Origin of the sequence: Microbispora sp. NPDC046973, assembly GCF_040644495.1 — a bacterium.
In the GTDB taxonomy this organism is placed as follows: Bacteria; Actinomycetota; Actinomycetes; order Streptosporangiales; family Streptosporangiaceae; genus Microbispora.
Genome location: NZ_JBEYWQ010000053.1, coordinates 1 through 12,614 on the forward strand (window position 1 = coordinate 1; position 12,614 = coordinate 12,614).

Below are 12,614 nucleotides of genomic sequence, written 5' to 3' on the forward strand. Positions count from 1 at the left end.
CCGGCGGCCTCACCGACCTGAACCTGCTCGGCCCCGCCTGCCAGTTCCACAACCGCGACCGCTACCGCCACCCCGACCGCTACACCCGCCGCAAAACCGGCACCGACCGCTGGGCCTTCACCTACCAGCCGACGCATATCAGGCGACTGCGAATTCAGCGGGCCACGGATGGCGTGGGTCGGTGACGGTCAGACGGCTGCGCTGCGGAGGCGGCGTAAGCCCGCCGCAGCCAGACTTCGTATGCCCAGCGCTGCCGCGGCGCAGGCCACCGGGACGGCGGGCAGCACGTAGCGGTGGTCGAAGTCGAGTGCGGCGATCGGGCCGAGGAACAGTAAGGCGGCCGCCGCCCATGGCAACAGCGCCGCCCGGCGCCGGCCGATCGCGCCGATACCGCCGAGCAGCAGGGCCACGCCGAACAGCGGCCCGTGCAGGAGCCCCGGGTAGCGATACGCGCCGAGCAATGACGCGTACGGCTCAACCGACGACATGCCGCGAATGGCGGGGTCGTACTCTCCGCGCACGGTCTCGATGAGCGGGAAGGAGGGCAGCGGCCAGGAGCCGACGGGAAACGACAGCGCCGGGGACACACGCGCCGGGTGCCGTACGGGAGTGACGGCGAAGGCGAGCGAGGCGTCGTGCGCCACCTCGCGCAGGTAGTCGACAGGCTGCGCCGCGATGGCGCGCAGCGCGAACCGGCGGGCCAGGTCGTTGTGGGAGAAGCGGTCGCCGGGCAGCAGGTTGAGCGAGGCGCCCGGCGCCCACACGTACTCGGAGGCGGCGTCAACGACGGTGCCGTTCGGGCACAGCTTCGCCTCGTCGGCGGGCGGCCTGATGACCGCGCAGTCGGCGAACGTCATCGTCCGCGCCCACAGCGCCACCCCGTCGGAGCCGCTGAGCGCGAAGCGTCCGTGGTGGGCCTGATACCAGCCCGCGTAGGCCGCCAGCGGCAGCATCCCGGCGAGGGCGAGCGCGGCCACCTGCCTCACCCCCGCCCGCCGCACCACCAGATACAGCAGGACCAGGCCGAGCAGCGGCACGGCGGCGGTCCGGGTGAGCCCGGCCAGCGCGAGTAAGGCCCCCGCGGCGACGGCCGCCCGCACGGGCGGTTTCGCCCGCCACATGACGACGGTCAGGGCGGCGACGACGAGGAAGATCAGCTGGGTGTCGGAGAGCACGGCGTGCTCGAGGCGGACGAAGGCCGGGTCGAACAGCACGGGCAGTGTGGCCAGGGTGGCGCCCCAGGCGGGCAGCCGGTGGCGGCGCAGCAACGCGTAGATCATCACGGCGGTGCCCAGGCCCATGGCGTGCTGCAGGCCGGCCACCAGCTCCACGCTGTGGAACGGCCACAGCAGTCGCAGGAAGAAGGAGTATCCGGCGGGGTGGAAGGCCCCGCCCGGCTTCAGGTGGACGGCCGTATCGAGATAGGTGAAGGAGTCGTACCAGTAGAGCTGCGCGGTGCCGTAGGCCGCCATGACGACGACGCGCAAGACTGCCGCCCCGGCGATCATGGCGGCGAACAGGCAGTGGCCCTCGGTCACCACACGTTTCACGCGGGCGCGCCCGGGAGGCGCTGCCCGTAGGGCGGGTGTCGAAGTGAGCATGGACGATCCCCCGGTCCGGGCCGGGGCGGCTCCCCGGCGACGCCCGGACACTCCAGCGAAAGATCGATAAACTCGCCGTCACCTGATTCGGTTACGTCCCGGTTATGCCTCTCCTGGCAGCCTGGGGCGGTTTCGACGGGTGAAGGGGGCTTTGATGCGGGTGCTGGTCGCGGAAGACGAGCGCATGCTCGCCGACTCGATCGCCGAGGGCTTCCGGGAGGAGGCGCTCGCCGTGGACGTCGCCTACGACGGCGACGGTGCGCTTGAGCGGGTGCGCGTCCACGACTACGACGTGCTGATCCTCGACCGGGACCTGCCGGGGACGCACGGCGACGACGTGTGCCGGGCGGTGGTGGCCGGGGCCGCGCACGTCCGCGTGCTGATGCTGACGGCCGCCGGCGACGTGCGCTCGCGGGTGGAGGGGCTGTCGCTGGGCGCCGACGACTACCTGCCCAAGCCGTTCGCGTTCGAGGAGCTGGTGGCCCGGGTGCACGCGCTGGGCCGCCGGGTGCGGCCCGCCGACCCGCCCATCCTGGAGCGGGCGGGCATCCGGCTCGACTGGGCGCACCGGCAGGCCTTTCGCGACGGGCGCTATGTGCCGCTCGCCCGCAAGGAGTTCGGCGTGCTGGCCGAGTTGCTGCGCGCGGACGGCGCGGTGGTCTCCAGCGAGACGCTGCTGGAGAAGGTATGGGACGAGCACATCGACCCGTTCACCAACACCGTGCGTACGACGATGACGAAGCTGCGCCGCAAGATCGGCGATCCGCCGGTCATCGAGACGGTCACGGGAGCGGGGTATCGGATCCCGTGACGAAGAACCTGCGGCTGCGGTTCGCGCTCGCCTGCGGCGGGGTGTTCGTCCTCGCCGGCGCCGTTCTGGTCGGGGTCGTCGCCTTCGTCATACGGCAGAGCCTGGAGCCCCGCGACGGGCTGCGGCAGCCTCGGTGGATCCGCGTCGCCGGCGCCGTCTACTCACCGTGGCATCACGAGTACTATGTGGCCCAGCAGCGGGTCGCGCAGGTCAGGCGCGTCTACCAGGCCGACGCGGTCAAGAACGTGCTTGTCGGGGGCGGGATCGCGCTCGTTCCCGGGGGCGGGCTGGCGGCGCTGCTCGGCTGGCGCGCCGCCGGGTGGACGCTGCGGCCGATGCGGTCGGTGACGGCGAGCGCGCGGCGGATCGCGCAGAGCCATGACCTGACCGAGCGCATCGCGCACGACGGCCCGGACGACGAGGTCAAGGAGCTGGCCGACATCGTTGACACGGTGCTTGGCCGCCTCGCCCGCTCCTTCGACGGCCAGCGGCGCTTCGTCGCCAACGCCTCCCACGAGCTGCGCACCCCGCTGACCATCAACCGCACGCTGGTGGACGTGGCGGTCCGGCGCGCCGACGCGAGCGAGGACGTGAAACGGCTCGGTGAGTCGCTGCTGCTGGTCAACGCCAGGCACGAACGGCTCATCGACGGCCTGCTCGCCTTGGCCGAGGGCGAGCAGAAGGTGCTCGACCGGCGACCCTTCGACCTGACCGACGTGACCGAGCACGTGCTCGACGCCGCGGCCGAGGAGGCGAAGGCGGCCCAGGTGGCCGTGCACCGGCTGCTCGACCCCGCGCCGACGGCAGGCGAGCCTGTACTGGTGGAGCGGCTGGTGCAAAACCTCGTGGAGAACGCGATCCGGCACAACCACCCGGGCGGCGAGGTGTGGGTGTCCACCCGGCGGCGGGCCGACCGGGTGGAGCTCATCGTGGCCAACACCGGCCTGCCCGTGCCACCGTACGAGATCGAGACGATCTTCGAGCCGTTCCGGCGGCTGCACGGCGACCGACTGCGGTCAGAGCGCGGCAGCGGCCTCGGGCTGTCGATCGTACGCGCGATCACCGACGCCCATGACGGCGTGGTCACCGCGACCCCCCGGGAGGAGGGCGGCCTGACCCTCGCCGTCGAGCTGCGCTGTGTCGACCCCTTCTAGGAGAACGACTGAGCCGCGCCGACCACGAAGGACTCCAGCCGGTGCAACAGGGCGGCCATCTCGCCCTCGGGCAGGCGGGTGGTATCGGCGCTCAACTCCACGCCGAGCGTTCCCTTCCAGCGCATGAGGGCCACGCAGAAGTCGCAACTGCGTCTGTCCGTGCCGGGGAGCCACTCCAGCTCGGACTCCCCGTCCGCGCTGCCGTTGCCGCCCGGGTCCTCGCCGGGGCGCAGGTCGTTGAAGCAGCACGACGGGAACATGGGGACGCCCCGATCGGCGCTCATCCGGTCGATCATCGCGTTCAGGGCCAGCGAGTCGAAGCGCGCGCGACGGTAGGACGCGAGAACCGCCGGGTACGCGGTCACGAGGGTCTCGGGGAGACTTCCGCACGGGCCCAGGGTGAACAGCCCCAGCTGGTTCAGGCTGGTGACCAGGTCCCGGGTCCGGTCGCTGAAGCGGTTGTGCACGATCGGGGTGATCGCGCACACCTCGTGCCCGGTCAGCTCGCGCAGCAGCATGGCGACCGCCACCAGCAGGACGGTGGCGGTGCTGACGCGGGCACGACCGGCGAGCACCTGAGCGGCGTGGTTGAGCCGGGGCGAGGACAGCACGGCCCGCGCGTACCTCGGCGTCGCGCCCGCCCCGACCACATGCGGGAACATGGCGGACGGCACGGTCCGGAGCAGCGCCTCCCACTGCGCGATCACCCGGTCCGAGCGGGCCGACGCCGCCTCCTCCTCTCGCACCAGGTCGAGCAACTGCGACGACGGGGGTCGCGCGATCGTTCCGCGGAGCAGCAGCATCCGCAGGTCGCGCACCACGACGTCGGCCGCTCGCCAGTCCGCGACGACGTGGTTGAGCACGAGAGCCACATGGGTGGCGGCGCCGTCGCAGACCACGAAGCCGGCGCGCAGCGGCTGCTCGCCGTCGTCGAAGGCTCGAGCGGCCATGCGGGCGACGAGATCCGCCGCGGCATCGTCCGCGTCGCCGCGTGCCGCCTCGACCAGCTCGACCGAAACGGTCCCGGCCGCCGCGACCTCCTGGTACGGCCCGGCCGCGCCGATCCGCACCAGGGATCGCAGCGCGTCGTGCCGGCTTATCACCTCTTTCAGGGCGGCCGCCACGACCTCGGGGCGGCGCGGGCCGCCCGCGCGCGGGACGGCGAGGAGCCGGGGCACGTTGAAATAGTGCGCGCTGTCCGGCCCCACCTCGTGGATGGCGCCCCAGATGTCCCGTTGTCCCCACGCGAGCTCCGTGCTACCGGAACGATTGGCGGCAAAATCCACCAACAGCCGCATGACTCTCCTTCGCGGAATATTTCGCGGGCGGGACGTGGGAACGCTCCCACGAAGGCTAGGTTTCGCCTCTGGGCCGGTCAATATCTTCTATCGCCGTTCGCCGCGGCCCCATGCCACTGGGCCGGGACGACAGGCGATTCCCGCACGTGGCGGATAGCACCAGGGGGCGTTCCGCCTCGGAGTTTGACAATCTGGAAACTTCTTCGTCCGATACAGCCGCATCCGGTCCGACCTTATTCGGATAATGAGGACGGCGGTTTATGGAAACACTCGCAGTGAACCGCCTTGCGCGGGCGGCCGAACCGCGAGCGCGCTCTTGTCGACCTTGCCGGTGGCGTTGCGCGGCAGGCCGTCCACGAGGACGAACTCGCGTGGCACCTTGAAGTTGGCCAGCCGTTCCCGGCAGTGAGCCGTCAGCGCCTCCGGGGTGATCGCCGCGCCGGGGCGGGGCACGACGTAGGCCCGGCCGACCTCGCCCATGCGGGCGTCCGGCACGCCGATCACCACGGCCTCGGCGACGCCCTCATGGGCGGCCAGCGCCTGCTCGATCTCGGCCGGGTACACGTTGAAGCCGCCGACCACGAACATGTCCTTCGAACGGCCGGTGATCGTGAGGTAGCCCCGTTCGTCGAGCCGGCCGCGGTCGCCGGTCACCAGCCAGCCGTCCACGATCGCCGCCGCGGTCGCCGCGTCGTCGTCCAGGTAGCCGATCATGACGTTGTGCCCGCGCACCAGGATCTCGCCGTCCTGGCCCACCGGCACCGGCGCGCCGTCCGGGCCGGTCACCTTCACCTCCACGCCCTCGATCGGGCGGCCGGAGGTGGTGGCGACCGTCACGTCGTCGTCCTCCAGCGAGCACGCCGTGACCGTGCCGCACGACTCGGTCAGCCCGTACGCGGTGACGACCTGGGGGAACAGCTCGGCCCGCAGGCGGCGTACGAGCGCCACCGGGACGACCGAGGCGCCGGTGACCGCGAGCCGCAGCGACGAAAGGTCGTAGCGAGAGCGGCCGGGCGCGTCGAGCATGGAGACGTAGACGGTCGGCGGGCCGGGCAGCACGGTGATCTTCTCGGCCTCGATCAGCCGCATCGTCTCGTCCGGCTCGAACACCGGCTGGAGCACCATCGTGGCGGCCCTGAGCAGGCAGGCGAAGACCCCGGCCTTGTAGCCGAAGGTGTGGAACATCGGGTTGACGATCAGGTAGCGGTCGCCGTGGCGCAGACCGGTCCGCGCGCTCCATGCGAGGTAGGTGCGGACGTTCTGCCGGTGGGTGCACATCGCGCCCTTGGACCTGCCGGTGGTGCCGGAGGTGAACAGGATGTCGGCCACGTCGTCCGGGCGCACCGCCGCCGCGCGTTCCCGGGCCGCCTCCCCCGGCGCCGTCACGCCCGCCGCGAGGAAGTCGTCCCAGCTCGTCGCGCCCGGCCGTGGGCCGTCGTACGCCACCACCGTGGTGAGGGTGGGCAGGCCCTCGACGCCGGAAGCGGCGACCCCGAGCATGGCGAGATAGCCGTTGCCGAGGAAGCCGTCCTCGGTGAACAGCACACGGGCGCGGCTGTGCGCCAGCAGCCGGCGGGCCTCCTCGCCCTTGTATCGGGTGTTGATCGGCACCACGACGGCGCCGGCGCTCAACGCGCCGAGGGCGGTGACGATCCACCGCGTGCTGTTGGGAGCCCAGATCGCCACCCGCTCCCCCGGCTCCACGGCGAGCGCGAGAAAGCCGCGAGCCGCCTCGCGCACCCGGGCGTGCAGCTCCGCGTAGGTCAGACGGGACGTGCCGTCCACCACCGCCTCCGTGCGCGGGAACTCCCGGGCCGACTGCTCCAGCACTCCCGGGATCGTCAGCGCCTCGTTCTCGGTCATGACCGTCATGGTCGGCCGTCCCGGCCCCGCCCGTCAGGCGTGGTCCCGCTGGCCGGTACCTCTCCCCCACCGGCGGGCGGGCGGCCGTACCCTCCCCTGCGTCATCCGACAGCCGGGAGGAACTGGTGAACGTGACGATGGACTTCGACGGCCGGGCGGTGCTGGTCACCGGCGGGACCAAGGGCATCGGCTTCGTGATCGCCGAGGCGTTCCTCGCCGCGGGCGCCGGTGTGGTGGTGTGCGGGCGGAACGAGCCGGAGAAGCCGCCCTCGGCGGGCGGCCGGGCCGCGCGCTTCATCGCCGCCGACATCCGCGACCCCGCGGAGGCGGCCCGGCTGGTGGAGCAGACCGTGGATCACCTGGGCCGGCTCGACGTGCTGGTCAACAACGCCGGAGGATCGCCGAACGCCGACGCGGCGACGGTCTCGCCGCGGTTCGTCGAGCGGATCGTCGACCTCAACCTGCTCGCGCCGTTCTACGTGGCCCAACCGGCCAACCTCGTCATGCGCGAGCAGGAGACCGGCGGGTCGATCGTCAACATCGGCAGCGTCTCGGGCGTGGACCCGCAGCCGGGCACCGCGGCGTACTCGGCGGCCAAGGCCGGGCTGCTCATGCTCACCAGGGCGCTGGCGCTGGAATGGTCGCCGAAGGTGCGGGTCAACCACATCACCACCGGCCTCGTCAGGACCGAGGCCGCCGCCTCCCTGTACGGCGAGGACGGCGGCGCGGCGCTGTCGGAGGTCATCCCGATGCGCAGGATGGCGGTGCCGCAGGACGTGGCGAACGCCTGCCTCTTCCTGGCGAGCGACCTCGCCTCCTACCTCACCGGGGCGGACGTCCCGGTGCACGGCGGAGGCGAGGTCCCGGCCCGCTACCTGGTGACCGGCGGCTGAGCGAACGGGGACCGAGGATCGCGGAGGACGGCAGCGTCACCGCCACCGGCGTTCATCGGTCCGCTCCGAGCACCAGGCCGCTGGTGGGCACCCCGGTGCCCGCCGTCACGATCACGTGGCGCACTCCTTCCGGCTGGTTGACGCTGGTGCCCCGCACCAGGCGGACGGCCTCGGCGATGCCGTTCATGCCGTGCAGGTACGCCTCGCCGAGCTGGCCTCCGTGGGTGTTGAACGGCAGCCGCCCGCCGAGCTCGAGGTTGCCCTCGGCGACGAAGTCCTTGGCCTCGCCGGGGGCGCAGAAGCCCAGCTCCTCCAGTTGCGGCAGCACCAGCGGCGTGAAGTGGTCGTACAGGATCGCCGCGTCCATGTCGGCGGGGCCGAGGCCGCTTTGGGCGTACAACTGCCGCCCGACCAGCCCCATCTCGGGGATGCCGGTGATGCGGGGGCGGTAGTAGCTCGTCATCATGTGCTGGTCGTCGCCCGAGCCCTGGGCCGCGCCGAGGACGACGGCGGGCGGGTGCGGCAGGTCGCGCGCCCGCTCGGCCGAGACCACGACCAGCGCCTGCCCGCCGTCGGTCTCCTGGCAGCAGTCCAGCAGGTGCAGCGGCTCGGCGATCCAGCGCGACGCCTGGTGGTCCTCCAGGGTGATGGGCCGCTGGTAGAACCAGGCCGCCGGGTTGTTCGCGGCGTGCCTGCGGTCCACCACGGCGACCCGGCCGAAGTCCTCGCTGGTCGCGCCGTATTCGTGCATGTAGCGGCGGGCGAACACGGCCACCCATTGGGCGGGCGTCGACAGGCCGAACGGGGTGAGCCACGCGTACGCCGCGCCGTCCGCCCCCGTCTCGGCCGGCCGGTCCGCCTGGCCGAGGCCGTAACGCACCCCGGACCGCTCGTTGAACGCCCGGTAGCAGACCACGACGTCGGCGAGGCCGGCCGCGACGGCCAGCGCCGCCTGCTGAACGGTGCCGCAGGCCGCGCCGCCGCCGTGCGGGATGCGCGAGAAGAACGTCAGGTCGCCCATACCGGTGTTGCGGGCGACGTGGATCTCGGCGTTCGTGTCGGCCGTGAACGTCACCATCCCGTCCACGTCGGACGGCCTCAGGCCGGCGTCGGCGACGGCCGCGAGCACGGCCTCACAGGCGAGCCGCAGCTCGCTGCGCCCGGAGTCCTTGGAGAACTCGGTCGCGCCGATGCCGGCGATGGCGGCGGCGCCGGAAAGAGAGCCGGAAAGGCCGCTCACGACGCCTCCTTCGCGGGAAGCCGGAGGGCGACGGTGCCGGTGACGTGGGCGCCCAGGCCGTTATCGCCGCGTACGGCGATCTCGACTCTGCGGTCCTCGTCGTGCTTGGCGGTGACCGTGCCGGTCAGCGTCATCGTGTCGCCGGGGTAGTTGGGCACGCCGAGCCTGATCCTGATCGCCTTGACGACGGCGGCCGGGCCCGCCCATTCGGTGACGTACCGGTCGACGAGCCCGTTCGTGGTGAGGATGTTCATGAAGATGTCCTTCGACCCGCGCTCGGCCGCGAGGCCGGGGTCGTGGTGGACGTCCTGGTAGTCGCGGCCGGCGATAGCGGTCGCCACGATGAGCGTGCGGGTCAGCGGGATCGGCAGCGCGGGCAGCTCCTCCCCCACCGCCACCTCCTCATACGTTCGCCGGTTCATTGGGGGATCCTTCCCGCCGCGATCAGCGCGCCCAGCCTCGCGAGGTCGGCGCTCGGTCCGCCGAGCGTGCCGGAGATCTGCCTGGCCCACAGGAAGTGCCGGTGGACCGGGTAGCCGATGTCGACGCCGATGCCGCCGTGGACGTGCTGCACCCGGTGCGCCACGGTCAGCCCGGCGTCCCCGGCCCACCACTTGGCGACGAGCACGGCCGCCGCGGCGTCCTCGCCTTCCTGCAGGGAGGCGACCGCCTGCCACAGGCACACGCGCATCGCGTCGACGTCGATGTAGCAGTCGGCGAGCTGGTGCTGCACCGCCTGGAAGGTGCCGAGCGGACGGCCGAACTGCTCGCGCTCGGACAAGTAGGTCACGGCGTGCCGGACCGCGCCCTGGGCCACGCCGAGCAGCACGGCCGCCAGCGCGACCGCCGCCCGCTCGATCGTCCACGCGACCGCGCCGTCCCCCGGCGTGCCGACCGCCCGCGCCGGGGCGTCGTCCAGGGTGAGGGTGCCGGCGAGGTCGTGCGTCGTGGTCTCCGCGGCCTCCCAGGAGACGCCTTCCGCGTCCGAGGCCACCAGGAACAGGCCCGGCACTCCCTCTGCCGCCGCCGAGACCAGCACGTGGGCCGCGCCGAACGGCGAGGGGACCACCGCCTTGACGCCGGTCAGCCGCCACCCGTCCCTGCCGGGGGCCCCATCCGGGCGGGCCGCGCAGCCCGGCTCCGCCGGGTCGGCCGGGCCGAACTCCTCCAGCGCCACGGTGAGCCGGGACGAGCCGTCCACCGCCGCGGGGAGCAGGCTCTCGCGCTGCTCGCGGGTGCCGTGCGCGGCGACCGCGAGCGCGCCGACGGCCGCCGGCCACAGCGGCACCGGGGCGACGTGGCGGCCCTGCTCCTCCAGCAGCACGCACAGCGCGCCCAGGCCGAGCCCGGCGCCGCCCGCCTCCTCCGGCAGCGCGATGCCGAGCAGGCCGGCCTTGCCCAGCTCCGCCAACAGCTCCTCGTCCAGGCGGCCCGGCGAGCCCTCCACCTCGCGTACGCGCTCGGTCGTGGCGCGGTCGGCGAACATCCGGTTCGCCAGGGCACGCACCGCCTCGAGCTCTTCGTCCAGCGTGAAGTCCATCAGCTGTTCTCCTGCGGGCGGAACACCGGAAGTGACAGGTCGGGATCGGCGTCCAGCCAGTCGAGGACGACGGGCATGCCGATCTCGACCCCACCGGGTTCCACGCCGACCAGGTTGGTGACGAGCCGTGTGCCCTCGTCGAGCTCCACGACCGCGACGATCAGCGGATATTCGAACGCCGGGTGGCGGGGGTGGTGGGCGACCACGTAGCTGTAGACGTGCCCGCCGCCCGACGCCTCGGCGACGTCCCACTCGAACGAACCGCAGTGGGGGCAGCACGGGCCGGGCGGGTGGCGCAGCGTCGCGCACCCGGCGCAGCGCTGGATCACCAGCCGGTGCTCACGCGCCGCCTCGAACCAGAACGCGTTGTCCTGGTTCATCGCGGGCCGCGGCCGCAGCGCCTTCGGCTCCCGCTGCTCGGGTGTGCGGTTCTTCGGCCTGAAGCGCAGCAGGCGCCAGCGCTGCACGGCGACGACCTCGCCGTCCTGGTCGGTGTAGGTCCGCACGGTGGTCACGAACCGTCCCACGCCCAGCGCCGTGCTCTTCTCCGGGGAGATCGACTCCACGACCTCCCGGACGCTCACACGGTCGCCGACCACCAGCTCGCGGCGGAACTCGAACTCCGAGTCGGTCGCCACCACCGAGGTGAAGCCGTCCTTTTCGAACAGCGCGTTCAGCTCCTCCGCCGCCTGACCGTTCGCGACGCTCGCGGCGAACCCGCGCATCGTCCACGCCTGCGTCATCGAGGCGGGCGCGACGATCCCGGGACGGCCGGTCGCGCGGGCGGCCTCGTCGTCCAGGTAGACGGGGTTGCGGTCGCCCATCGCCTCGGCCCAGTGCCGGATCATGGGCACGTTCACCGGGTCGGGCCCCTCCCTCGGCGGGACGATCTCGCGTCCTGCGAAGTCCTCGTAGGCGGTCATCGGCGACCGGCCCGGGGAAGGCCGAGGCCCTGCGTGGCGACCATGTCGCGCAGGACCTCGTTCACGCCGCCGCCGAAGGTGTTGACGATGCCCTGCCGCGACAACTGCTCGATCTGCCCGGCGAGCACGGCGCCCGGCGACTCGGGGCGGACGCGCCCGCCCGCGCCGATGATCCCCGACAGCGTGCGCTGCACGTCGATGTGGGTCTCGGTGCCGTAGACCTTGGCCGCCCCGGCGTCCGCGCCCGTCAGCGCGTCACGCGCGACCGCGTCGGTCATCTTCCAGTTCATCAGCCGCATCGCCTCCAGCCGGGCGTACGCGCGGGCGAGGTCCCGCCGCACCCACGGCAGGTCCATCGCGCCGTTGTCCCGCGCCCAGCAGACGACCTGCTCCCAGAGCTGGATCATCCGGCCGCCGAGCGCGGCCAGGCCGATCCGCTCGTGGTTGAGCTGGTGGGTGATGAGCCGCCAGCCGCCGTTCACCTCGCCGACGACCGCGTCGGCCGGCACCCGTACGCCGCTGTAGTAGGTGGCCGTCACGACCATCCCGCCCACGGCCTGGATGGGGCTCCAGGAAAATCCGGGCGCGTCCGTCGGCACGATGAGGATCGAGATGCCCGTGTGCCTGGGCGCGCCGGGGTCGGTACGGCAGGCCAGCCACACGTAGTCGGCCGTGTTGGCGCCGCTGGTGAAGATCTTGCTGCCGTCGATCACCCACTCGTCGCCGTCCCTGACCGCCCGGGTGGTGAGGGAGGCGAGGTCGGTGCCCGCGCCGGGCTCGGTGTAGCCGATCGCGAAGATCACGTCGCCGGACAGGATGCCGGGCAGATACCGCTTCCTCTGCTCGGGCGACCCGTGGCTCATCAGCGTCGGGCCGACCGTGTTGACGGTGACGAACGGGAACGGCAGCCCGGCCCGCTGGACCTCGTCGAAGAACACGTACTGCTCCTCGATCGACCGGCCCTGCCCGCCGTACTCGACCGGCCAGCCGATGCCGAGCAGGCCGTCGGCGCCGAGGCGCCGTACGACCTCGCGGAACCGGGGGCCGCCGACGCCCTCCTCGCCGACGCGGCGTCGCTCGTCCTCCGGCAACAGGCCCGCGAAGTACTCCCTCAGCTCCCGGCGCAGCTCACGCTGCTCGGGGCTCTCGCGCAGGTTCATGTCCGCTCTCCTTCACGCCTGACCGAGGAAGCGCAGGCGCCCGTTGGCGGTGAGTGCCGCCGTGGATCGCGGTCACGCACGTGTCGCACTGGATGCCGGCCTGGATGCGGTTTCGGTCATCGGAGTCCTCC

At 72.5% G+C, this 12,614-nt stretch carries 12 protein-coding genes; 4 read left to right on the forward strand and 8 right to left on the reverse strand.

From position 1 onward, the window contains the following. A partial coding sequence (locus tag ABZ860_RS41185; protein WP_357231717.1) for a hypothetical protein occupies positions 1-185 on the forward strand: 185 nt, incomplete at its 5' end. Between the two features lie 3 nt (positions 186-188). On the opposite strand, the gene ABZ860_RS41190 is transcribed toward ABZ860_RS41185, so the two are convergent. Next, on the reverse strand, positions 189-1,550 hold the full coding sequence (locus ABZ860_RS41190) for a phospholipid carrier-dependent glycosyltransferase (RefSeq protein ID WP_357231720.1): 1,362 nt from the start codon (positions 1,548-1,550) through the stop codon (positions 189-191). 205 nt (positions 1,551-1,755) lie between these two features. Between ABZ860_RS41190 and ABZ860_RS41195 the strand changes: the two genes are divergently transcribed. Continuing rightward, positions 1,756-2,412: a response regulator transcription factor gene (locus ABZ860_RS41195; RefSeq protein ID WP_357231723.1), complete on the forward strand. Its 657-nt coding sequence runs from the start codon at positions 1,756-1,758 to the stop codon at positions 2,410-2,412. After that, the gene (locus ABZ860_RS41200; protein WP_357231726.1) at positions 2,409-3,566 is read left to right on the forward strand and encodes a HAMP domain-containing sensor histidine kinase; all 1,158 of its coding nucleotides are present in this window, start codon (positions 2,409-2,411) and stop codon (positions 3,564-3,566) included. Before ABZ860_RS41195 ends, ABZ860_RS41200 begins: the two co-directional genes overlap by 4 nt. On the opposite strand, the gene ABZ860_RS41205 is transcribed toward ABZ860_RS41200, so the two are convergent. Then, a complete protein-coding gene (locus ABZ860_RS41205) occupies positions 3,563-4,864 on the reverse strand; it encodes a condensation domain-containing protein (RefSeq protein WP_357231728.1) in 1,302 nt (433 codons plus the stop codon). The two genes, ABZ860_RS41200 and ABZ860_RS41205, sit on opposite strands and share 4 nt — an antisense overlap. 258 nt (positions 4,865-5,122) lie before the next feature. After that, positions 5,123-6,727, reverse strand: a complete 1,605-nt coding sequence (locus ABZ860_RS41210) for a FadD3 family acyl-CoA ligase (protein ID WP_357231731.1) — start codon at positions 6,725-6,727, stop codon at positions 5,123-5,125. Positions 6,728-6,852: 125 nt separating this feature from the next. On the opposite strand from ABZ860_RS41210, the gene ABZ860_RS41215 reads away from it, so the two are divergent. Next, positions 6,853-7,620, forward strand: a complete 768-nt coding sequence (locus tag ABZ860_RS41215; RefSeq protein WP_357231734.1) for an SDR family oxidoreductase — start codon at positions 6,853-6,855, stop codon at positions 7,618-7,620. A gap of 52 nt (positions 7,621-7,672) precedes the next feature. Here the strand turns inward: ABZ860_RS41215 and ABZ860_RS41220 are convergent, their stop codons facing one another. The 5 genes from ABZ860_RS41220 to ABZ860_RS41240 are packed head-to-tail and all read right to left on the reverse strand — an operon-like array spanning position 7,673 to position 12,483. Beyond that, the gene (locus tag ABZ860_RS41220) at positions 7,673-8,860 is read right to left on the reverse strand and encodes a lipid-transfer protein (protein ID WP_357231737.1); all 1,188 of its coding nucleotides are present in this window, start codon (positions 8,858-8,860) and stop codon (positions 7,673-7,675) included. Continuing rightward, on the reverse strand, positions 8,857-9,282 hold the full coding sequence (locus ABZ860_RS41225; RefSeq protein ID WP_357231740.1) for a MaoC family dehydratase: 426 nt from the start codon (positions 9,280-9,282) through the stop codon (positions 8,857-8,859). The genes ABZ860_RS41220 and ABZ860_RS41225 overlap by 4 nt, the downstream gene beginning before the upstream one ends. Further along, positions 9,279-10,400: an acyl-CoA dehydrogenase family protein gene (locus tag ABZ860_RS41230; protein WP_357231743.1), complete on the reverse strand. Its 1,122-nt coding sequence runs from the start codon at positions 10,398-10,400 to the stop codon at positions 9,279-9,281. The genes ABZ860_RS41225 and ABZ860_RS41230 overlap by 4 nt, the downstream gene beginning before the upstream one ends. Continuing rightward, a complete protein-coding gene (locus ABZ860_RS41235; RefSeq protein WP_357231746.1) occupies positions 10,400-11,323 on the reverse strand; it encodes a MaoC family dehydratase N-terminal domain-containing protein in 924 nt (307 codons plus the stop codon). The genes ABZ860_RS41230 and ABZ860_RS41235 overlap by 1 nt, the downstream gene beginning before the upstream one ends. Then, on the reverse strand, positions 11,320-12,483 hold the full coding sequence (locus tag ABZ860_RS41240) for an acyl-CoA dehydrogenase family protein (protein WP_357231749.1): 1,164 nt from the start codon (positions 12,481-12,483) through the stop codon (positions 11,320-11,322). The genes ABZ860_RS41235 and ABZ860_RS41240 overlap by 4 nt, the downstream gene beginning before the upstream one ends. Positions 12,484-12,614 lie beyond the last annotated feature (131 nt).

Bases quoted from the DNA above. Each gene is read 5' to 3' on its own strand.
- ABZ860_RS41195 (WP_357231723.1), top strand. From the start codon at position 1,756: ATGCGGGTGCTGGTCGCGGAAGACGAGCGCATGCTCGCCGACTCGATC.
- ABZ860_RS41205 (WP_357231728.1), bottom strand. From the start codon at position 4,864: ATGCGGCTGTTGGTGGATTTTGCCGCCAATCGTTCCGGTAGCACGGAG.
- ABZ860_RS41210 (WP_357231731.1), bottom strand. From the start codon at position 6,727: ATGACCGAGAACGAGGCGCTGACGATCCCGGGAGTGCTGGAGCAGTCG.
- ABZ860_RS41225 (WP_357231740.1), bottom strand. From the start codon at position 9,282: ATGAACCGGCGAACGTATGAGGAGGTGGCGGTGGGGGAGGAGCTGCCC.
- ABZ860_RS41230 (WP_357231743.1), bottom strand. From the start codon at position 10,400: ATGGACTTCACGCTGGACGAAGAGCTCGAGGCGGTGCGTGCCCTGGCG.
- ABZ860_RS41235 (WP_357231746.1), bottom strand. From the start codon at position 11,323: ATGACCGCCTACGAGGACTTCGCAGGACGCGAGATCGTCCCGCCGAGG.
- ABZ860_RS41240 (WP_357231749.1), bottom strand. From the start codon at position 12,483: ATGAACCTGCGCGAGAGCCCCGAGCAGCGTGAGCTGCGCCGGGAGCTG.